Here is a 20,027-nt window from a genome sequence, read left to right as displayed (position 1 = left end):
ATGAATAAGTTTGAAAACGTGGATATTTTCGCTTCTCTTGACGCTATCATGCGGCAGAATACAGGATTTTTCCAAAGTGATTTTGACATTGACAAGGAGATTATCGCAAAAGCAGCGGCAAGCCCTAACAGAGAGGATAAGACGCTGCTATGGTTTTGCCGCCCGTCCGGGACGCATTGTTTTAAGGAGCGCGACGTGTTCCTAAAGGATACCGCCGCCCACAATACATGGTGTTTTTACAAAGAGCAGACCTGCGACCGCGTTCTTGCCTATGCCGTCGAGCTGACGGGCAGGGAGCGCGGGAAAATCAAAGGCAATCTTTATGAGCTTGACTATGCAAGGCAGTATGAGCGCGTTAAGGACAATGCGCTTGCCGCCGACACAGTCAAGTTGATTTATGAGCATGGGACAAGGGAGATACCCGCCGGACAGCATTTTAACGGAAATCCCGATACTTCTTTAGGGAAGTTTGAACACTTTGAAGCAGTACCCAACGACCCGGACGCGCTACAATTCCTTTTACGGGAAGAAAAGCAAAAACGGGATAAACTGACACCGGGCGACTTCAAGGAACATACCGCCGCCCTGCGTGCTGGGCTGATTGAAGCCGAAGCGCGGCGCATTGTGCAGGAAATGAAGCGCAGGGACACGCCCAATAGCCCTAATAGGACACATTTCATGGTGGAGCTGTCCCCGACATTTATGCAGCTTGCGTCCTCTAAGGACACCGACCGTCTGTTTTCCATGTTGCCCTATAAGACACTTTCCTTTTCCAAAATCGAGGGCAGACATGGAACATACGCCTTGATTGATAAAAATGAAAACCGGGGCACAGATATTCGCAGGGTGCGCCCCTCAATCCGGGCGCAGCTTGCCGCTGACAAAAGAAAAGCCGCCCCGAAAAAGGCGGCTGTAAAATCAAAAAATCACGAATTGGAGGTATGAGCATGATTAGACTGACAGTTGAAGAAACAAACCTGTTGAGCATTTACAATGAGGACGGCAAACGTGGGCTTACAGAAAACATCAACGCTGCGCTGCCGTTCATGGACGAGGATATGCGGGAACTGGCGAAACGCACCCTTGCGAAAATCGCACCTCTGACAGAAAATGAGTATGCGGAGCTTGCTATTTTCGCCGCTGATGAGGTATGACCGGGATAAAGCGGCTTACACCACCCCAAAGCCGGAAAGTCAACAGCCTTATAAAAAAGGAGTGCTGCAACTGCGATAACGGACACTGTATTTTACTGGACGACGGGGAGGAATGTGTCTGCCCGCAGCTTATTTCCTATTCGCTTCTTTGCAAATGGTTTCAGACCGCCGTATTGCCCCTTGATAAGCTGCTGTATGCAGAGCTTTTCAAGACCGAGGATAAAAAGCGTTGTACCGAGTGCGGAACTTCTTTTGCGTCCACCTCTAACAGCGTCAAATACTGCCCGGACTGCCGGAAGCGTATTACCCGCAGACAGGCAGCGGAGCGCATGAGAAAACGGCGCGCCCTTGTTACGTAGTAGGGGCAAAAAAAGCCTTGATTTACGGGGCTTTCAGTGCTTGAAAATGACGCGGCAAGGGTTTTATACCTTATCCCCTAAAAATGACGTTCTATTGCGTAACAGATACCAAAAACGCACCTACATAAAACAGGGCGCGGACAGTCTTTTGTTGGCTGTCTGCGCCCTGTTCTTTTACTTTATTCGTGCAGTTCTTCTATATCCTTTATTCGGTTTTCCAATAGGATATACAGCTCTCCATTCTCTCCCCTTATAACCAGAGTATCATTTTCATCGGAATAAGTTCCATATTCCACACATTCTATATATCCGATAAGTGTATTTCCGTCCTCAAAAGTAATTTGGATTTTACTGTCTGCGTTAATATAAGTTTCTACGCCATAACTGCCATTTTCTAATGTTATTCTGTAACATGGTGTAATACCAACCATTTTCATAATTATTCCCGTTCCTTTCCTTTCTTCCGTTCCGGCTCTTTGCCTTGCCGCAAAATATTGTCTATGTTCTGTTTGATAACGTCGTATTCCTTGACCTGTTTTTTCAGCTTGCCATAATCAGCGTAAAGGGCTTCTTTTTGCGCTTGTAGTTTCCCGTATTCTTCCTGCATGGCGGCAAGATTGGGGAGTTTAGTAACGCCCGCCGCTTTCAGTGTCTTTACTGCCGCTTCATGGAGTATCAGACTGCTTTCCTGCTTTGCCCGGTATGCGTCCTTATCCTTTGCCCTGCGGTATGCTTCATAGACAGGTTTTGTCTTTTGGTAGGTAGTAACGTGCTTCATCAGCACCGCCATATCTGCAAGACGCTTTTCCACGCTCTTTAATGCGTCTGCTGTCTTTTCATTTTCCGCATTTACTTCCTCAATCCGGCTGACTAAATCTGCGTACTGCTCAATCTTATGTTCTGTCAAGAAATTCATAGTCTTTGCAGCCAGTTTCAGATTATGGATTTTCGCCCACTGTTCATAGCCCCGGCTCTCTTGTGCCTTGATACTGTTTTCAATGTCAATAAGCAGCGATACGCCGCGCTGCTCTTTGGGAGCTTTCGCTGCCTTTGTGCGTTTGCCCTCTATCCGTTCTCTTATGGCTTCCTCTGTATAATCTGTACCGAGAGTTTTCAGACGGGTAAAGCGTTCCTGTCCGGGAGCGCGGCAGGAGATATATTTTCCCGGCTTTATCTCATAACCCGCTGCCTGTAACCGCTGCAACAATTCTTCAAAACTTGCTACTTGGGGGATAAGCGTATCAACGGCAATTTTCAACTTGCCTTTCCAACTTGTACCGACCTTTTCCGCTTGATATTCTGCATAGCTTTTTCCCTTGCTGCCTTTGCCCGGAACGACAACAGACAGCCCGTTTTCCCGGCACAGCTTATCGCTCATGTTCCGTATGCCGTAGTAACTGCGCTTATTGGAATTGTACTTATGGTAGTCAACAAAATTGACCGCACAAAAAATGATATGGTTATGGATATGCCCTTTGTCTATGTGGGTAGTTAAGACGTATTCATGCTGTCCCTTTGTTACCGCGTCGGCAAGCTGCTTTCCGATTTCGTGGGCTTTCTCATAATCTACTTCTCCCGGCTCAAAGGACTGTATCAAATGGTGGGCGAGATTGTTTCTCTTATCTATGGCTTGTGCAAGCGTAAATCCAAACTCAATATCTGCCGTTTCATAGCTGCACCCAAAGGAGGACACAAGCATTTTCCCGTCTGTTTTATCCGGGTTTTGGATATAGTCAAGGGCTTTGCTCAACGTGCTTTTAATAGGCTTAATCTTTGTAACCGCCATATCTCCGCAAGCACCCCCTTTATTTCCTCTATGTCCTCTTGGTAAACGCTGCCTGTCGCATTGACACGCTTTGCAATCTGATTGATGTTGACCCCGATTTTCTGTATCTCTGCTGTCATGCCTTTTATATCGCTATGGTCTGTCTGAATGATATACCCGTCAATGGCAATCTTGCGAAGATACGCCGCCATGTTCCGGGTAGGGACAAGCTTCATTTTCTGTTCAATCAATGCCCTTTCTTCCTCTGTTACATAGAATTTGATTTGTATTTTTCTTTTGCGTCCGTTCATGCAATCGCTCCTTTCCATTCCGAGGGTTTGGGACACTTCCCAACAAGCAATTTTCAACCGACGCACCGCAGGACGGGAGGGCGAAAATACGGAAAAGGGTACTCTTTTCCTATGCTTGCTACGAAACTTTATCCCTTACTACCTACAACACCGGGAACGGCAAATTTGACGAACTTTCCCAAAAGAAAAACGCCGCAATCTGCGACGTTTCAATCACTCTATATAAACAAAAACGAGAGAACTTTATTCCCCCGTTTCGTCGTTGTTGGCTTCCTCTATTCCTTTTGCAGTAGCAGACAGGATTTTCAAATCTTTTTCGCTCATACCGTCAAGCATAGTATCGAGCTGACGGCGGCGCGTGGATTTCTCCTGTTCCCGTTCCGGGAAAAAGAACTGGTCTACTGATACATCAAGCAGGGTTACAAGCTCATATAAAATCTGTAAACTTGGGTGCTGCCCGCTGTTCTCAATGGACGCGATATATCGGGGCGCAATATTCAGCGTATCGGCTAACTGATTGCGTGATATTCCCTTTGCTTTTCTTGCTGCTTTAATGGCTTGCCCGAAAGCCTTAAAATCAAATTTTTCTTTGTTCTGCTTCATAGTCATTTCACCCAACTACATTGTATATTTCATCTTCCTTTCGAGATATGATTACACACAGCACATTATTGACTGAAATAGAGCATATCATATACTTGATATTATTCGGCTATCCGAGTATAATTATACTGGTAAAATTTGAGGAAAGGGCGTTTTGATTATGGAATATATGTCTTGTCCCGAAGCGGCAAAGAAATGGGGAATTTCTGAAAGACGAGTACAGATACTTTGTAGCGAAAATCGCATACCGGGCGTTTCAAAACTGGGGTATATGTGGCTGATACCAAAAAACGCGGAAAAACCTTTTGATATGAGAAAGAAACAACATAAAATGCAGATACAATAAACAAACAAATAAACCTTACAACAACTGTAAGTGGTGTGGTTGCTTCTTATGCAGTAAAATTATATTCGTAAGATAAGCGTAAGCAAAAAATGTGAGGTGTGAGATATGAATGATACAAAAAAACTATTAGAAGTACGCGACTTGCACAAAGCATATTCCAAAGAGGGGGTTCCAACAAAAGCACTAAACGGAATTACCTTTGATGTTCTGAATGGCGAATATTTGGGAATTATGGGAGCCAGCGGTTCTGGAAAAACAACATTGTTGAATTGTATTGCTACGGTCATTAAACCAACCTCTGGACAAATTTTACTTTCAGGTGCCAATATAAGCTCTTTTGATGGCACGAAGTTGGCTGAATATCGTGGCAACAAGATTGGTTATCTATTTCAAGATTTTGCTTTACTTGATAATCTAACTGGTAAAGAAAATATTATATTGCCTTTATCAATTCATAATATTGACATTGTTACAGCGGAAAAAAAGCTAAAAGATATAGCAGATTTTCTTGGAATTACAGACGTTCTTTCTAAATTTCCGTCACAAATGTCGGGCGGTCAAAAACAACGCGTAGCTGCTGCACGTAGTTTGATTTCTGACCCCGATATTATTTTGGCTGATGAACCTACAGGTGCATTAGATACAAAATCAGCACGTTTACTCATGGAGAAGTTACAGGAAATCAATCTTAGGCGTGGACGCACAATCCTAATGGTCACGCATGACCCTAACGCCGCGAGTTTCTGTTCTCGTATTTTGTTCATTCAAGACGGTGTTATTTTCCATGAGTTACGTCGTAAAATTCCAAATGAAACACAGGAAGATTTTTATGCACGTATTTTACAAGTGATGGCTCAAATGGGGGGAGGAAGTGCAAATGTTCTTTAATCTCACATGGCGAAACGCCAAACGGAGCCGTAGCGAAAACCTAATTTATTTTCTGACAATGATAACAGCCGTAGCAATGTTTTATATAGTGCTTTCTCTTGGACAACAGGACGTAATACGTTTTTTAAGTGAAATTGAGAGCGACGCAGTAGAACGGTTGCTTACTAATCTTTTACCGACGGTTTATCTTTGTGCTTTATTATTTGTGTTCTTTCTCGTAGTATTTGCAAACAAATATCAACTTGAATGTCGTAGTCGAGAACTGGGGCTTTATTTGATGTTTGGAATGACAAAGATTAAATTATTTATTCAAATAATGACAGAGGGGCTAATCACGTCGTTTTTAGCTCTTTTAGGAGGGCTTGTATGCGGTGGCTTTTTATCCGAAGCTATAAGTCTTACAACCGCGCGTTTAGTAGGGCATGGTATCATTACACACCAATTAAGTTTTTCTGTAAGTGCCGCTATTTTCACATCGTTAGGCTTCTTGATTATTCAGTTTGTAGCATTGTTTGTTCTATGCGGAAAGCTGTTCCGTAAAGAGCTACATCAACTTGTTTATGGAGAGATGGCGAAAAAGCAACGCACAGGGAATCCATATGTAAGTTTCGTATCGTTTGCTATAGGCACCGTAATTTTGCTTGTCGCGTACTGGATTGTTGTAGAGCATTTTATGGCTGCGAGTGGGGCAATGCTGCTTATTGCCGTTTTACTTGGAATTATCGGAACAATTCTATTTATTCGAGGACTTGCAAGAATTTTGAGTATATGGGCAGCTTCTATAAAACACAAAGCCACAAGAGGACTTTATGTATTTACTTTACGGCAGTTGCATGAAAATGTCGTTAATAAATATATTTCAATCAGCGTAGCGTCCATTCTGATGATGCTTACTATTATGTTAATTACCGACGGCTCAGTGCGCATAATGTCATATGGAAGTGAATTGACACGAGGTACTTCTGTTTATGACTTTACTGTAATGGGCAACGACCAAATTGTTGAGAAGTATCTTTCCAACGAACAAATTCGTCCTTATGTATCAAATCTGAACCGTATGGAAATAGGAAATATAAAATCCACTGCTTCGGATGGGATAAGTTCTCCTGTTGATTGGTCGAAATTTAGGAAACAAATCGTGCAGCATTTACCTCAAGATGTAGTAGACCCTGCCACACAAGAAGATGGTATGTATAGTTTTGGCTCCGACCAACCTGCTGCCTTAAACCTTTTAGGTCTTATTGATACTGGTAGTTCTTCTCCTTATTTGCTTCCTGTATCTTCCTATAATCGGTTATTGGATGCCGCGGGAGAAAAACAGATTAGCCTTGGGAACAATGAAGTTGTCTATTATCTCAACCCAGATTTTTTAGGTAATGCTCAAGATGAAACGGTTACACTGTTAAATCAAATTGCAGCAGACGCACAGGCGAATAATGAAGCGTTGCTTTCTATCAACGAAAGACCATTTTATCTTGTTCCCTCTGTACCGATGAAAGGGTTGACCGCAGATGAAAATATCAAGATTATAACTGCATTGATTGTTTCAGATGAGATATATTCAGAATTTGTAAATTCAGACACTTGTATGGTTTATTGGAACTTTTGTATTCCTAATGAACTTGTTGAAACAAAAGGTTTAATGTTACCGATTATGGAAGCTCGTGATTTGTTAAAACCATCTGGTCTATATTACGAAAGCTATCTTAATAATTTTGGGCGACAATTATTTTATGTTATTTCCGGAAGTTATACAACACTATACATGGGATTTATGTTTTTGATTATTGCGTGTGCATTACTTGCCCTGCAATTCTTGACGCAAATGCAAACTACAAAATCAAGGTATCTAACACTCTCTATTTTAGGAGCACGACGTGAACAAATTAAGCGTTCTATCAACCAACAAGTATTATGGTATTTCCTGCTTCCTCTTATATTAGCGTGTATCAGCGGAGCAGTAGGGATATATGCCATGCAGCTATATTTATATTCAGGAGCGGCACACCTTGAACAGTCCTATCCTCTTTTAATTGCTATGGCTGTTATTGTTGTTCTTGTTATGGTAATTTACGGTGTGGCTGTTGCTCGAACAGCTAATCGTGAAATAGGAAAGCTCAATTACAAGCCCAATTCTTAACAGGCTTATAAATATTATGGGAAAGGAGGCGGACATATTGGCAAAGATAGTTGTGGTTGAAGATGATGTTTATATGCGAGAAGAACTGTTGAACTTATTAGAAAAATCGGGATATGATACGATTGGATTATCGGATTTTGAAAACGCAGTATCAGAAATAGCAGCATATTTTCCCGACTTAATTTTGCTTGACATCAATCTTCCCTTTCGTTCGGGTTTTGAAATATGTAAAGAGTTGAAAGCTAAACAGATTGGTACGGTACTCGTATTGACTGCAAGAGATAAATTGCAGGACGAACTGCACGCATTAGACTTGGGGGCTGATGACTATTTAACAAAACCTTGTAATATGTCACGTTTACTTGCCCGAATTAAAAATCTTCTTCGACGTAAAGAAGAACAGGTACAGCAAGGGTTACTTGATGGAGGTGGTTTTTTACTTGACCCGAATACCTTTACAATTTATGTAGGGAATAGCTCTTACCTTATGCCACCGAACGAAGGAAAAATATTACTTGCTCTCTTGAAAAATAGCCCTAAGATTGTTTCTAAAAAAGAATTATGCATTAGACTATGGGGAACAGAAGAATTTATAGACGAAAATGCATTACAAGTAAATTTTACTCGGCTGCGAAAAACGCTTCGTGAATTTGGTCTTGAAGAACGTATAGAAACAGTACGCGGTCAAGGCTACCGCTTGAAAGAGCAGGTGCGCTTATGAATAAGTTGAAAATACTTTTAATCTATATTTCCTCTAACCGGGTATGGATTATTACACTTGCCTGTTTGGACTTGTTCTTTATATTTCTTGCTTGGTTGGCTAACCCTGATTATTTTATAAATTATGCTGCATTGATAATTTTTGTGTCATTTGCCGCACTTGCTATTCCTCTTGCTATATCAATCAGAAAACGTAACAAGGCAGACGCTATTTTTCGGCGTTTTCTATTAGAGCCGGACGATACCAACGAATACTTACTGTGTGAAGCTGTTCCCGCTGTAATACGCCCTCTTATCTGTGAATTGGGAAAACATTTGAGGACGCAGCAAGAATATATCAACGAACAGAAAATTACAGTTACAGACTATGAACACTATGTTGAAAATTGGGTGCATGAAATCAAAAAACCACTATCCCTTATGACCTTGCTACTGGATAATCGAAAAGATGAAATGTCCCCTTTGGTTCATACTCGTATGCTTTATGTACGCGACCATACCCGACAGGATATAGAACAAATTCTATACTTTTCAAGGCTTGGGGCTACACATAAGGATTACTCTTTTGAGTCGCTTTCAATTCTTGGAACTTGCCGTGAAGCAGTTGAAGATAATTTAACGCTTCTTGAAGAAGCCGGATTTTCTATTGAATATACCGAAAACGATTATCAAGTGATTTCTGACAAAAAAGGTCTGATGTTCATTTTAGGACAGATAATCAGTAATAGTGTGAAATATGTGGGAAACAACCTTGCCCCACGGCTCATATTTTCCATAGCTGATAGTATGAACAGTGAACAGATTTCTTTATCTATCAAAGACAACGGCACAAGCATACCATTGTCTGACTTACCCTTTGTTTTCGACAAGGGGTTTACCGGAGATACGGGCAGTTACCTTAGTCGTTCTACAGGTATGGGCTTATACCTTGTTCAGAAAATGGCAACTGACTTATTTATCACGGTGGAGCTTAAAAACAATTCATACGGTGGAACAACCGTAACCTTGACGTTTCCAAAAGTGTAACGTCTATTTGGGAGGTAGTGAAATGCAGTTACAGAATGAAATAGTAAAAAAGCACACGCCAATAAAAAGCTTGCTCATTGATTGGTTAATTATATTTGGAACGTATCTTTTTATCCGCATATTCTTTGCCCTCTTTGGGCTTCATCAGAATATTGTCCTCTTGGGCTGTTGCCTTGCGATATTGCCCTATCTTTTTGGGGCGTTATATTTACAGAAATCCCACAAGCAATGTCAATTATGGCTTGCTGCATTGGCTATTTTAATACCGTCGGTCGTTGAAAAAGCAGCAATATATTTATTTGGTGCGTACTTATACAATTTAAGACCGATAAATGTTGTAGGAGTTATGGAAGCGATTAAGAGTAACGCACCATATACAAACTTCATTAAAAATCAATCAGCACAGAATTTAATAAATCTATCATATTTTAATTGGACATATATTCTATGCAGTATAGCTATTTCTGTTTTGGTTATCCTGCTTTTACATAAGACAAAACAAAAAAGTAATAAAGGATAATGAGAAATTTTTGAAATTGACATAGTATAGAACATCTGCCGGACGACGGCAAAGAAAAAAAGCCGTCGCAACGCAGACAGGTTTTCACGCGCCTATTCTATTTCGGCGGCTTTGATTTTCAGAGCCGCCGTTTCTTTTTATCTATCTAAATTCTAACGATAACTCTCCTACTAGATAAAGACATGGCGGTATCAAGGAGGTATCGTCATGTCCTTTTTCCTATGCCCTAATAGACTGTTATCAAAAAAAGCCATTACCCGCCAACGGGTTATTCTGGCTACATAGATGAACTCACAAATCATACATATACTTTTGATAATTCCTTTGCGCCTGTCTGCAATTTGCAGACGGGCGCATTTTGTATTTTATCAAAAAACTTTTTCAAAAAATTTCTAAAACCAACGTCCATTTTGAAGTGCGTTGGTTTGAGGGTTTACGAAAGGGGACATTTCAAACTCCACCGCTTTCGCGGCAGCGAAAGGAGGTGAGAACATGAACGAGCCTATTCGTACCCAATGGCAAATCCGTTGTGCTTTTAACGGCTTTTGCAAACTGGCGTTGAAGCGAGAAGCTATGAATGCCCACAGGGACACAAAGCAGCGACAATTACGCGAGGTTACTTTTTCTGACCTGTCGCCACTGGAAGAAAAACAGCTCTACGTCTGCGACGAGTATTTTGCAGATGATGAAGCAGAACAGTCTTTCGTTGTCGGCGGCAAAGAAATTACTGCGAAGCTGCTTGCCGAAGCCCTGCACAGTTTGCCGGAAGAAAAGCGGGAAACCGTACTGCTGTATTATTTCTTTGACATGAGCGAACGCGAGATTGCAAAGTTTTGTAATCTGTCAAGGACAACGGTACAGTCCCGCCGGACAAGCTCAATGAAGCTGTTAAAACGCTATTTGGAGGAAAAAGCCTATGACTGCACAGATTAGTAAATCAGAACAGGACGAACGCGGCTTGTTGCCTTACCCGGTAATCATAGCCGCTACTAAGGGCGACCCGGAAGCTATGAACATTGTCGTACAGCATTACGAAAGCTACATAGCGTCCCTGTCTATGCGAAAGCTGCGTGATGAGCGCGGAAATATCTATTGGGGCATAGATGAGGATATACGCGACCGCTTGCGTTCGCGTCTTATGCGGGCTGTCCTTTCATTCAAGGTTTGAGATAACCACAAGCAGCGTCCCCCTTTCCGCTGCCTGTTGACTTGACCTTACTTGCTCTTTGACAAAGAAAGCGACGCAAGATAACGGCGACGCAGTATAGGGCAAATCGGATACGTCCTTTTTGCGTTGAGCCATACGGCAGGTGCGCCATGACGCTTTTCTTCTATTGGAGAAAGTCGAGCGACCACCACCACGCCGGGGAACAAGTGTAGCGGCTTGTGGGCGACGACACGCACTAAGGGTAGACAAGCCTTTATAGCCATAGTCCGAGCGTTAAAAGCGTCGCAGGCATTGGGTAGAGCTGCCTTAACGGGCAGGGGTGGAACTCCCGCGAGGTTGTGCTAACAGCCGTCCGATTAAAGCCCCTTTTACTATTCACTTTTCCTAATATTGAAAGGGGGACGATACTATGAGTAACGCCGACGTGCCTATTTGGGAAAAATACACGCTTACGATAGATGAAGCAGCTAAATACTTCCGTATCGGAGAAAACAAGCTGCGTAAATTAGCCGAGGAAAATCCTGCCGCCGGGTGGGTTATTATGAACGGCAACCGTATTCAAATCAAGCGCAAACAGTTTGAAAAAATGATTGATACCATAGACACAATCTGATAGTGAAATTGAGCCTTGAATGTGCTATAATGGGATAAGCATATCAAGGCTCTTTCCGTCTTGGAAAGGAGCATTGAAAAATGTCAAAGAAAAGACGTGACAGCAAAAATCGAGTTTTGCGGTCGGGAGAGAGCCAGAGAAAAGACGGAAGATATGCTTACAAATATATAGATACCTTTGGTAATCCGCAGTTTGTGTATGCGTGGAAGTTAGTACCTACGGACAAGACCCCTGCCGGAAAGCGTGAGGATATATCCCTACGAGAAAAGGTAAAAGAGATACAGAAAGACCTTGACGACGGGATAGACACCATAGGCAAGAAAATGACGGTCTGCCAACTTTATGCAAAGCAGATACGCCACCGGGGAAATGTAAGGTACAATACGAAAAACGGACGCAAGCGGCTGATGAAGCTACTGGAAGAAGATAAACTTGGGGGCTGCCCGATTGACAGCGTGAAGCTGTCCGACGCGAAAGAATGGGCAATCCGCATGAAAGAAAAAGGAATTTCCTATAAGACTATCAGTAATGACAAGCGTTCCTTGAAAGCTGCCTTTTACACAGCGATACAGGACGATTGCATAAGGAAAAATCCTTTTGACTTCCAGTTAAACACTGTCATTGAAGATGATACAGAACCAAAGGTTCCGCTAACACCAGCGCAGGAAGAAAGTTTTTTGTCCTTTGCTCAAAATGACAAAGTTTATCAGAAGTATTATGATGAGCTTATTATTTTGCTTGGGACAGGGCTTCGTATCTCTGAACTTTGCGGGCTGACCGATACTGACATTAACTTTGAGAATAGGATAATCAATGTAGACCACCAACTTTTAAGAAGTGCGGAAACAGGATATTACATTGAAACACCAAAAACGAAAAGCGGTATTCGTCAAATTCCAATGAGCGAAAAAGTATATGAAGCATTTAACCGAGTGCTGAAACGGCGCAGGGGTGCAAAAGCTGTTACTATTGACGGTTACAGCAACTTCCTTTTCCTCAACCGGGACGGCTACCCGAAAACAGCTACCAATTATGACGGTATGTTTAGGGGGCTTGCAAAGAAGTACAACAAGTACCATGAGGAAGCTCTACCGAAAGTAATGACACCGCACACCTTACGTCATACGTTCTGTACCAACATGGCAAATGCCGGAATGAACCCGAAAGCATTACAGTACATTATGGGACATTCCAACATTACTATGACGCTGAACTATTACGCACACGCTACTTTCGACAGCGCAAAAGCTGAAATGCTGCGGATAGCAGCTTAGTAGTAAATCAAGGTTTTACTACTTCTTTACTACTTTTGAAAGCAAAAACCTAAGCGGATATAAAATTATATGTGAGTTTCTTCCGATACGAAAAATGCCGGAAAAGCCTGTAAATACGGGCTATACCGGCATATAAGAACTTCTAAAAAGATAATCAAAATTCATATCTAATTTTATCTAAAAAATGTGAAGTTTGCCATAGGGGATATCGATTTTGACTTGCATACCCATTGACATTTTATCGAGTGTTGTGTATCATTGTCTAGTATCAGTTTCTTATATGCGGGCATGATGGAATTGGTAGACATGTGAGATTTAGGTTCTCATGGAGCGATCCGTCGGGGTTCGAGTCCCCGTGCCCGCACCACGTCGGAGCAAACGTCATATCGTTTGCTCCGACTTTTTATAAAAGTCAGAGCGCACTCATTTTGTTGCTCCTCCTTTCCAAACCGGACCCGCTTCGTTGGGCTCCGGTTTGGGGCCGCCCTGCGGGCGGCTTTTTCATTTTATTCCAAAGTTCACCGCGCGCATTCTGCTGCTCCTCGCTTCCGAACCAGACCCGCTGTCGCTGGACTCCGATTTGGTGCTGCCCTATGGACGGTTGTTTTTCGTTTCTGTCCTAAATATCGATTTTGCCCATCCTTTGCACGTGGGAGCACACTTATTTTGTTGCTCCCCCTCTCCAAATTACAACCGCTGCGCTGGGGCGTGATTTGGTATCGCCGCTTCGTGGCGCTTTTATTGGGTACATGGAGATATCGAGTTTAACCGTCCTTTACGCATCGGGGCAAGCTGTATATAGCTTGCTCCAACTTTCCTGAGAAAAATCAGAGCGTACGCACATTGATAGATAAGATGGTCAAAACAGTAAATTTCAAAAAGTCTTAGATATGGAGTTTCACCCGTTACAAAAGTTTACAAAAATTTTATGGACGATATCGTCTATAAATGCTATAATCCAAACTTGCGGACGATGCCGTCTATAAATCTCAAGAACAAAAGGGGATACCGCCAATGGAACTTCTGCTGGATGTATTGAGGCTGCTTGTTTCGATATTGATTGCGTTTTTAGCTGGAAATCTGATCGCAAAGGGAAAACTGCCTTCTATTTTGGGCTGGTTAATTGCTGGGATGTTACTTGGACCTTACGCTCTGGGTTTACTGGGAAACGGTATCCTGGATGCGCGGTGGTTTGAGATGTTAAAGAGTGTTTTTGAGTGTACCTTTGGCCTGATGATCGGCACAGAGCTCATCTGGAAAAAGATGAGAAAAGCTGGCTCTCAGATTGTTATTACTACAGTGACTGAATCTCTTGGTACTTTCCTGGTGGTCAGTTTGGTATTTGGAGTTATTTTTTTGGTGGTGGATATCCCGCTGTATTTGGCGTTTGTGTTCGGCGGGATCGCGTTAGCTACAGCTCCAGCCCCCTCTTTATCTGTTGTGCGGGACATGAAGGCGGATGGACCTGTGACTAGGACACTGATTCCTATGGCAGCTCTAGATGATCTGGTGGGTGCCTTAGTTTTCTTTCTAGTCATCGCTTTTGTGTCTGCCCATATTTCCACCCAGGGGATTCCAGTGCCCGTGGTACTCTTTTTAGTGTTCCTCCCAGTGCTGCTTGGAATGATTACCGGGTTTATCACTGGAGAGCTGTTGAGAATGACCCACACTCAGAACAGCACGTTGTCTGTCGTAATCCTGATGCTCCTGGTCTCTGTGGGGATAGGGGCTGCCTTAAACAGCCTGCTGCCAGCCCCGGTGATTAACTTTATGCTGATCGGAATGTCTTTTTCCACTGTTTTCGCCAATATGGTCTCGGAGGAAAAGCTGAAAGGGATCATGAAGGCGATGGATCCTATCATCGGGGTTGCCATGATAGTGGTCATTCTGAGTTTGGGCGCACCTCTGGACTACCATTTGATTTTCGGCGCCGGAATTTATACAGCGGTCTATATTGTGGCCCGTGCCATCGGAAAGTATCTCGGCGCCTATTTTGGCGCTTCGGTCACCCATGCCCCCAAACCGGTGAGAAAATACCTGGGCTTTACACTGTTGCCGCACTCTGGAGTGTCACTGGTGTTTACTGGTATCGCAGTGTCTGTGTTGGCAGGACCGGCACCAGATTGCGCGGCTATTGTGCAGGGGACTATTGCGGCCGCGGCGGTTATCAATGAACTGATCGCGGTGTTTATGGCCAAAAAAGGCTTTGAGTGGGCAGGTGAGTTGGGCAGAGCGAAGAAAACGGTGTCTCCAGTGGAAGGGGGAGCTGGAGCATGACTCAAAAGGAAAGGCAAGAACGGAGTAGGCGGGAAATACTCCGTGCGGCACGAGAAGAATTTGGGAGCCATGACTACGGTCAGGTGACCATGGAAAGCATTTGCTCTAGACATGGGATATCCAAGGGGATGATGTATCACTACTACGCAAACAAAGACGAATTGTTTCTGCTTTGTGTCCAGGATACATTTTTATCGCTGAGAGACTATGTAGAACGAGAGGCTGAGAAATTGGCCGGGCAGAAAAATTTTGACGCGATAAAAAAATATTTTATGATCCGGGAATACTTTTTTCAACTGGAGCCCAAGCACAAGCGCGTTTTTGAAAACGCCATGCTTCGTCCACCGGAACAGCTTAGAGAACAAATACAGATTCTACATAGACCGCTGGAGGAGATGAATCGGCGTTTTTTGAGAGTAGTCGTGTCTGGGATGAGGCGGCGCCCAGAGCTGAAGGAGGAGCAGGTAAATCGTTATCTGGAGAGTATTGTCTATACCTTCAGTGATATGCTGCTGCGAGGCCGCACTTTGGAGGATATCCATGCTATGCTGGAAGCCACAGAGGAGCTGCTGGATATGATCTTATTTGGTGTGTTTCAGCAGGCGGATGCCCCAAGCAGGGAGCAAAAGACAGAGCAATGATACGCGGTTAAATGGGAACCGGTTTATATATAGATAGGGGGGCGACAGAGTAGGTCTGTCGCCCCTTAGGATGTCAAATGAAAAATGGAAAAAGATTATAATAGCCCTAAACCTTTAAAGTCGTTTAGGAGTGCATTATATACCAGGAGCAGCTCTTTCTGTGGACTATCAGCAAGGTATGAAAGCTGGGCTAGAGCGATAGGGTGGAATATACTGGTTTGTACCTCTTGAGTGTCCAAAGAAATAGTATTGCAAATCAAATCCAGTTGATTTTCTCCCTCTGTAGGTTGGAGGAAAAGAAAAAAGTAGTCGTATACTAAATTTCCGTCAACGATCAGAGATTCTGCCGGCATAGTAACATCTACTGTACAGCCCTCCCATCTATCTAAAATAGGAAGGTCAGACAACTCATGGAAGGCTGATCCATCAAAAGAAATAGCAGTAATAGAGCTCAAGCTGCCATGGGTAACATGTAGGCGGAGGGAGGGTGCGGGAATGGACATGGCGACTCCCTCTTGCTGAATATCATATTGATAATGTGTGTTGACAGCTTCTAAAGTATAGGAAAGTGGCTCTGCACGGCGAGATCGATCGTCTTCATTTTGAGAAATGCGAAGTTGGCTCCAGGTAAATACAAGACCGAGAATTGTCCCCAAAATAGCCACATAGGTCTCTAATATAGTGATATAAGTCCTATGCTTTGAAGCTGCCCTTGAATCTGACGATATAGATGTTTCCTTGATACTCATATACGCAAATACTCCTCCATCTTTTCCCGAAGATCATTGTAAATAAAATGAGTGTGGTCATAGTCCCAGCGGAGATAGGATTGGATTTCCTCTATGGTATCCCCATGAATCAGGCCATAGGCCATAAGGCGGGTATCAGGACCTAGGTGTGCCAAATAGTCATGGAAACAGACACTGTTTTGGAAGTCGCCATGGCGGGAATGCTGCAATTCAATGAGGGGAGTAGGGATATCATACCGTGCCGGTTGGTCTGCAGAGGTATATTTATAGCGCCAAATATTGGTACACTTTTGTTCTTTTGCAAGCGCGTCCCAGATGATATGATAGGCCCGCATCCATCCAGGGGAATTGGTACGGGAAAAGGAAAGAGGTCGTTCCTGGTAGGCGGAGAGAAAGGCGACCCAAGCGCACTGATACAAATCTTTGTTTTGATGAGGGAGATGGAAGAAATCGAAGATCTCCCAGATGAAACCGTCGATGAATCGATATCCACGGAGAGAAAAACTCTTTTTTTTACGCTTCATACTTTCCTCCTAGTTTTAGAGGCTCTTGGAGGAGGACTTAGTTTAGAAATGGATGGGGGTTGAGGTAACTCATCACAGCAGCCAACCCAGGCTTGCTGCTCGGTGTTCCACTCTAACGTATACAAAACAGGTAGTGATAGACCGAGCTGCTCCAGATGCTCAACGAGAGCTGGCTGCATGATGTGCCCACCTTTAGGAGAAAAACGGATATTAGGCGATTCGTTGGGATAAAGCGCAAACAGACAGCCATCAGGGCTAAGTTTCGCCCGAAACGCTCTCTGTTCTCCTACTGCTTTTTTCAGAGCTCCGTTCATAGAAACGCTCCCTTTTGCGGAGATGGAGATTCGCGGGGTGTCATAATAGGGGTGGGATATTGGTATATCCCGCAGGGTCGTGAAATCAAAGCTTGAGAAGTTCATAAATATTCACCTATAAGAAAGAGTATAAAGATGATATACCTCTTTTAAACGGATTTAAAGTGTGAAAAATGAAGAATATTTTTTAGAAAAACGGCGAAAATGTATCATAATTGGAAGTTTAATTAGACAAAAAAGAGGTATATAATAAAGCTTTATTTGTGAATAAAATGGATAAAAATGGATGGAAGAAGGCGCATTCAAATCATGGAGCGTAAGTGCGGCTCTGTACGGCCAGACAGAGTCCAAATGGACCGTATAACAGATGGAGACATAGATTGACAATTTCTAGTTGCCATGTTATTCAACAAAAATGCTGAATAAAGGAAAGACTACCTTCTATTTTGGTGCTGGCTGCTTACTGGAATTTTGATTGCCCCGCACACTCTCTGCTTATTGATAAGAGGTACCATGGATACGCAGTGGTAAGGTATCAAAGAGTGTTTTATCTTTGTCTCGATGATGGGTACAGAGATCATCTGGAAACAGACGAAAAAACGGCCTCTCAAATTATGGTTACTACGGTAACGGAGTCCCTTGGCACTTTCCTGATGGTCAGCCTGACATTATTAGTTTTTGACGGCGGATGCCTAACAAGGATTCCCGGAATAACAGAGCGTCTTCGACAAAAAGTATGACATTTCTGTAAAAACGGAGGTTTTCCCCTTGCGGGATATATGGTTTGTTGATATAGTACTGTCTACATCCCAGGAGAAAGATAGTAGCTTAAAGTGGCTTGGAGAAAGGAACTAGTATGGTGAAAAGCTCCGTATTGCGTTGTTGTCTAAAAGCGCTTCCGTTTCTGCTGATTCTGCTGTATATACTGGCCGTGGTGGTGCCGTACATAGAGCATAAGGAGGTTTCACCAGAGTATCGAGCTGCTTTTGAAGACCGCCGATTTTATGGGACAGGCGTCGGCCCGGAGCGGGCGGCCTATATTGACAACAATAAGGATGCACTGTTCTGCCGGATGAATCTGATTGGAAACGCGGAGGAGGAGATCATCCTCTCGACCTTCGATTTCAATGGGGACAGCAGCGGGACAGACATGGTCTCGGCCCTTTTCTGTGCCGCGGAAAGAGGAGTTCAGGTCCGTGTGCTGGTGGACGGCGCCAGCGGTTTTTTGGATGTGAAGAAGAATCCGGTATTCAAGGCGCTGGCCGGCCACAAAAACGTGGAACTGAAAATTTATAATCCGATTGACTTGCTCCAGCCCTGGAAGCTGCAGGCGCGGCTCCACGATAAATATTTGATCGTAGATCGAAAGGTCTACCTTCTGGGCGGCAGAAATACAACGGATCTGTTTTTGGGAGAGCAGCCCTCTGTCAAGCCGAACATCGACCGGGAGCTTCTTGTGATGCGGTCTGGACAGGATCCAGAGGCCTCGCTGTATCAGCTGGTGAACTATTTTGAGTCGGTTTGGGCGCTTCCGGACAGCAGACTGTTTCAGGGCCGCCTTGGAGAAGAAGACCGGCAGCGAGAGGAGGAGTCGTTACGCAGCCGGGAGCGGGCTATGAGGGCGGCAGAGCCAGAATTATTTGTCCCCGTGGACTGGAGGGAGCGTACATTTGAAACCGGGCGGATCAGCCTTTTGACAAATCCGATCCAGGCGGAAAATAAGGAGCCCTGGATGTGGTATTCTCTCAACCGGCTGATGTCTCAGGGGAAACAGGTGATCGTTTATACCCCTTATATTATTTGTGGGCGGGAGATGTATCATGATCTGGAGCGGCTGACCTCGGGGGGCACAGAGATTCAGATTATTACAAACGATGTAGCCAGTGGCGCAAATCCCTGGGGATGTACCGACTATCTGAACCAACGGCGGAAAATCTGGGATACGGGCGTACAGGTCTATGAGTATATGGGGGAACATTCCTGCCATACAAAGGCTATGGTAATTGACGATAGACTCAGCGTAGTCGGGTCGTACAATATGGATATGAGAAGCACCTATCAGGATACGGAGCTGATGCTGGTGGTGGATTCTCCCAAATTGAACCGGATGATTCGGGAAGAGGCCGAGCACGATCAGACGTACAGTAAGACAATGGGAGAGGACGGAGAGTATCAGTATGGGGAAAAGTATGTGCCGAAGGAGTTGAGCTTTGGGAAAAAGGCGTTCTATCTGGTCCTGCGGGTACTTACTATCCCGTTGCGGAGATTTTTGTAAAATAATAGTCCGGGCAAAGAGGCAGAACGGAATTCGGATTGACAAGGACGGAACATCATTTTATAATGACAAAAAAAGCATCATGACCTCGTGTCTGCTTTGGGCAGAGGCGGGGATGAGGGAATCCGGTGAGAACCCGGAGCAATACCCGTTGCCGTATGCGGGGGAGGCTGTCGTTCATGGCGTGAGCCGGTCATTGGGAGCGATCCTGAGAAGGCGGAGCGACAGGCGCGGAGCGGTGCTCCACACCCCACAAGCCGGAAGACCTATGGTGTTTATATGACAGGGCATTGGTATGCCCAAATGCACCGCGGGAAAAGTCGGCCGCGGCAGGCCTGTTATGGCCTGCCGCGGCCGTTT

The 20,027-nt window shown here is 44.0% G+C and carries 22 protein-coding genes, 1 tRNA gene and 1 riboswitch; of the genes, 18 read left to right on the top strand and 5 right to left on the bottom strand.

Annotation, left to right across the window (positions count from 1 at the left end):
- Genes OCV64_RS15615 through OCV64_RS15605 form a run of 3 tightly spaced genes read left to right on the top strand, consistent with a single transcriptional unit; the run spans position 1 to position 1,513 of the window.
- On the top strand, positions 1-945 hold the full coding sequence (locus OCV64_RS15615) for a hypothetical protein (RefSeq protein ID WP_055153478.1): 945 nt from the start codon (positions 1-3) through the stop codon (positions 943-945).
- Between the two features lie 2 nt (positions 946-947).
- Positions 948-1,154: a transposon-transfer assisting family protein gene (locus tag OCV64_RS15610; RefSeq protein WP_002610341.1), complete on the top strand. Its 207-nt coding sequence runs from the start codon at positions 948-950 to the stop codon at positions 1,152-1,154.
- Positions 1,151-1,513, top strand: a complete 363-nt coding sequence (locus OCV64_RS15605; protein WP_002610343.1) for a cysteine-rich VLP domain-containing protein — start codon at positions 1,151-1,153, stop codon at positions 1,511-1,513. The genes OCV64_RS15610 and OCV64_RS15605 overlap by 4 nt, the downstream gene beginning before the upstream one ends.
- Positions 1,514-1,692: 179 nt before the next feature.
- Here OCV64_RS15605 and OCV64_RS15600 read toward each other — a convergent pair whose 3' ends face one another.
- The 4 genes from OCV64_RS15600 to OCV64_RS15585 form a co-directional block, all read right to left on the bottom strand.
- The gene (locus tag OCV64_RS15600) at positions 1,693-1,950 is read right to left on the bottom strand and encodes a hypothetical protein (protein ID WP_002610344.1); all 258 of its coding nucleotides are present in this window, start codon (positions 1,948-1,950) and stop codon (positions 1,693-1,695) included.
- Positions 1,951-1,952: 2 nt separating this feature from the next.
- The gene (locus OCV64_RS15595) at positions 1,953-3,299 is read right to left on the bottom strand and encodes a relaxase/mobilization nuclease domain-containing protein (protein ID WP_262670492.1); all 1,347 of its coding nucleotides are present in this window, start codon (positions 3,297-3,299) and stop codon (positions 1,953-1,955) included.
- Positions 3,260-3,589 (bottom strand): plasmid mobilization protein, encoded by a 330-nt coding sequence (locus OCV64_RS15590; protein WP_002610348.1) that lies wholly within the window; start codon positions 3,587-3,589, stop codon positions 3,260-3,262. Before OCV64_RS15590 ends, OCV64_RS15595 begins: the two co-directional genes overlap by 40 nt.
- A gap of 243 nt (positions 3,590-3,832) precedes the next feature.
- Positions 3,833-4,192: a helix-turn-helix transcriptional regulator gene (locus tag OCV64_RS15585; RefSeq protein WP_286439335.1), complete on the bottom strand. Its 360-nt coding sequence runs from the start codon at positions 4,190-4,192 to the stop codon at positions 3,833-3,835.
- A 451-nt stretch (positions 4,193-4,643) separates the two neighbouring features.
- Between OCV64_RS15585 and OCV64_RS15575 the strand changes: the two genes are divergently transcribed.
- The 12 genes from OCV64_RS15575 to OCV64_RS15520 all read left to right on the top strand — a co-directional run bounded on the left by OCV64_RS15575 (position 4,644) and on the right by OCV64_RS15520 (position 15,805).
- Positions 4,644-5,426 carry an ABC transporter ATP-binding protein gene (locus OCV64_RS15575; RefSeq protein WP_002610352.1) on the top strand — a complete coding sequence of 261 codons (783 nt, stop codon included), beginning with the start codon at positions 4,644-4,646 and terminating at the stop codon, positions 5,424-5,426.
- Positions 5,416-7,566, top strand: coding sequence for an ABC transporter permease (locus OCV64_RS15570; protein ID WP_002610354.1), 2,151 nt, complete (start codon positions 5,416-5,418; stop codon positions 7,564-7,566). The genes OCV64_RS15575 and OCV64_RS15570 overlap by 11 nt, the downstream gene beginning before the upstream one ends.
- A 37-nt stretch (positions 7,567-7,603) precedes the next feature.
- Positions 7,604-8,287, top strand: coding sequence for a response regulator transcription factor (locus OCV64_RS15565; RefSeq protein WP_008727270.1), 684 nt, complete (start codon positions 7,604-7,606; stop codon positions 8,285-8,287).
- Complete coding sequence (locus OCV64_RS15560) at positions 8,284-9,312, top strand: sensor histidine kinase (protein WP_002610358.1); 1,029 nt, start codon at positions 8,284-8,286, stop codon at positions 9,310-9,312. The genes OCV64_RS15565 and OCV64_RS15560 overlap by 4 nt, the downstream gene beginning before the upstream one ends.
- Before the next feature lie 22 nt (positions 9,313-9,334).
- Positions 9,335-9,832: a hypothetical protein gene (locus tag OCV64_RS15555; protein WP_002610362.1), complete on the top strand. Its 498-nt coding sequence runs from the start codon at positions 9,335-9,337 to the stop codon at positions 9,830-9,832.
- A gap of 492 nt (positions 9,833-10,324) precedes the next feature.
- On the top strand, positions 10,325-10,765 hold the full coding sequence (locus OCV64_RS15550) for an RNA polymerase sigma factor (protein ID WP_002610364.1): 441 nt from the start codon (positions 10,325-10,327) through the stop codon (positions 10,763-10,765).
- A complete protein-coding gene (locus OCV64_RS15545; RefSeq protein ID WP_002610366.1) occupies positions 10,749-11,000 on the top strand; it encodes a helix-turn-helix domain-containing protein in 252 nt (83 codons plus the stop codon). The genes OCV64_RS15550 and OCV64_RS15545 overlap by 17 nt, the downstream gene beginning before the upstream one ends.
- 409 nt (positions 11,001-11,409) lie before the next feature.
- On the top strand, positions 11,410-11,613 hold the full coding sequence (locus OCV64_RS15540) for an excisionase (protein ID WP_002610370.1): 204 nt from the start codon (positions 11,410-11,412) through the stop codon (positions 11,611-11,613).
- A gap of 80 nt (positions 11,614-11,693) precedes the next feature.
- Positions 11,694-12,887 (top strand): site-specific integrase, encoded by a 1,194-nt coding sequence (locus OCV64_RS15535; RefSeq protein ID WP_002610375.1) that lies wholly within the window; start codon positions 11,694-11,696, stop codon positions 12,885-12,887.
- Between the two features lie 282 nt (positions 12,888-13,169).
- A tRNA-Leu gene (locus OCV64_RS15530) sits at positions 13,170-13,254 on the top strand.
- A 647-nt stretch (positions 13,255-13,901) separates the two neighbouring features.
- Positions 13,902-15,164 (top strand): cation:proton antiporter, encoded by a 1,263-nt coding sequence (locus OCV64_RS15525; RefSeq protein WP_262670491.1) that lies wholly within the window; start codon positions 13,902-13,904, stop codon positions 15,162-15,164.
- Positions 15,161-15,805, top strand: coding sequence for a TetR/AcrR family transcriptional regulator (locus OCV64_RS15520; protein ID WP_262670490.1), 645 nt, complete (start codon positions 15,161-15,163; stop codon positions 15,803-15,805). The genes OCV64_RS15525 and OCV64_RS15520 overlap by 4 nt, the downstream gene beginning before the upstream one ends.
- 95 nt (positions 15,806-15,900) lie before the next feature.
- On the opposite strand, the gene OCV64_RS15515 is transcribed toward OCV64_RS15520, so the two are convergent.
- On the bottom strand, positions 15,901-16,554 hold the full coding sequence (locus OCV64_RS15515) for a hypothetical protein (protein WP_262670489.1): 654 nt from the start codon (positions 16,552-16,554) through the stop codon (positions 15,901-15,903).
- A gap of 161 nt (positions 16,555-16,715) precedes the next feature.
- Between OCV64_RS15515 and OCV64_RS15510 the strand changes: the two genes are divergently transcribed.
- The 3 genes from OCV64_RS15510 to OCV64_RS15505 all read left to right on the top strand — a co-directional run bounded on the left by OCV64_RS15510 (position 16,716) and on the right by OCV64_RS15505 (position 19,667).
- Positions 16,716-17,141: a hypothetical protein gene (locus OCV64_RS15510; RefSeq protein ID WP_186853002.1), complete on the top strand. Its 426-nt coding sequence runs from the start codon at positions 16,716-16,718 to the stop codon at positions 17,139-17,141.
- A 92-nt stretch (positions 17,142-17,233) separates the two neighbouring features.
- Positions 17,234-17,488: an elongation factor P hydroxylase gene (locus OCV64_RS16260; RefSeq protein ID WP_186853001.1), complete on the top strand. Its 255-nt coding sequence runs from the start codon at positions 17,234-17,236 to the stop codon at positions 17,486-17,488.
- 760 nt (positions 17,489-18,248) lie between these two features.
- On the top strand, positions 18,249-19,667 hold the full coding sequence (locus OCV64_RS15505) for a phospholipase D family protein (protein ID WP_262670488.1): 1,419 nt from the start codon (positions 18,249-18,251) through the stop codon (positions 19,665-19,667).
- A 71-nt stretch (positions 19,668-19,738) separates the two neighbouring features.
- Positions 19,739-19,955: riboswitch (cobalamin riboswitch) on the top strand.
- Positions 19,956-20,027 lie beyond the last annotated feature (72 nt).

The organism is Muriventricola aceti (genome assembly GCF_025567565.1).
Classification (GTDB): domain Bacteria; phylum Bacillota; class Clostridia; order Oscillospirales; family Oscillospiraceae; genus Lawsonibacter; species Lawsonibacter aceti.
This window is presented reverse-complemented; position numbering and strand designations above follow the sequence as displayed.

Coding starts and splice junctions, on each gene's coding strand:
- OCV64_RS15505 (WP_262670488.1), top strand. CDS start 18,249: ATGGTGAAAAGCTCCGTATTGCGTTGTTGTCTAAAAGCGCTTCCGTTT.
- OCV64_RS15535 (WP_002610375.1), top strand. CDS start 11,694: ATGTCAAAGAAAAGACGTGACAGCAAAAATCGAGTTTTGCGGTCGGGA.
- OCV64_RS15520 (WP_262670490.1), top strand. CDS start 15,161: ATGACTCAAAAGGAAAGGCAAGAACGGAGTAGGCGGGAAATACTCCGT.
- OCV64_RS15525 (WP_262670491.1), top strand. CDS start 13,902: ATGGAACTTCTGCTGGATGTATTGAGGCTGCTTGTTTCGATATTGATT.
- OCV64_RS15510 (WP_186853002.1), top strand. CDS start 16,716: ATGGAAACAGACACTGTTTTGGAAGTCGCCATGGCGGGAATGCTGCAA.
- OCV64_RS15515 (WP_262670489.1), bottom strand. CDS start 16,554: ATGAGTATCAAGGAAACATCTATATCGTCAGATTCAAGGGCAGCTTCA.
- OCV64_RS15605 (WP_002610343.1), top strand. CDS start 1,151: ATGACCGGGATAAAGCGGCTTACACCACCCCAAAGCCGGAAAGTCAAC.
- OCV64_RS15610 (WP_002610341.1), top strand. CDS start 948: ATGATTAGACTGACAGTTGAAGAAACAAACCTGTTGAGCATTTACAAT.
- OCV64_RS15590 (WP_002610348.1), bottom strand. CDS start 3,589: ATGAACGGACGCAAAAGAAAAATACAAATCAAATTCTATGTAACAGAG.
- OCV64_RS15595 (WP_262670492.1), bottom strand. CDS start 3,299: ATGGCGGTTACAAAGATTAAGCCTATTAAAAGCACGTTGAGCAAAGCC.
- OCV64_RS15560 (WP_002610358.1), top strand. CDS start 8,284: ATGAATAAGTTGAAAATACTTTTAATCTATATTTCCTCTAACCGGGTA.
- OCV64_RS15575 (WP_002610352.1), top strand. CDS start 4,644: ATGAATGATACAAAAAAACTATTAGAAGTACGCGACTTGCACAAAGCA.
- OCV64_RS15570 (WP_002610354.1), top strand. CDS start 5,416: ATGTTCTTTAATCTCACATGGCGAAACGCCAAACGGAGCCGTAGCGAA.
- OCV64_RS16260 (WP_186853001.1), top strand. CDS start 17,234: ATGCTCAACGAGAGCTGGCTGCATGATGTGCCCACCTTTAGGAGAAAA.
- OCV64_RS15585 (WP_286439335.1), bottom strand. CDS start 4,192: ATGAAGCAGAACAAAGAAAAATTTGATTTTAAGGCTTTCGGGCAAGCC.
- OCV64_RS15615 (WP_055153478.1), top strand. CDS start 1: ATGAATAAGTTTGAAAACGTGGATATTTTCGCTTCTCTTGACGCTATC.
- OCV64_RS15545 (WP_002610366.1), top strand. CDS start 10,749: ATGACTGCACAGATTAGTAAATCAGAACAGGACGAACGCGGCTTGTTG.
- OCV64_RS15555 (WP_002610362.1), top strand. CDS start 9,335: ATGCAGTTACAGAATGAAATAGTAAAAAAGCACACGCCAATAAAAAGC.
- OCV64_RS15540 (WP_002610370.1), top strand. CDS start 11,410: ATGAGTAACGCCGACGTGCCTATTTGGGAAAAATACACGCTTACGATA.
- OCV64_RS15600 (WP_002610344.1), bottom strand. CDS start 1,950: ATGAAAATGGTTGGTATTACACCATGTTACAGAATAACATTAGAAAAT.
- OCV64_RS15550 (WP_002610364.1), top strand. CDS start 10,325: ATGAACGAGCCTATTCGTACCCAATGGCAAATCCGTTGTGCTTTTAAC.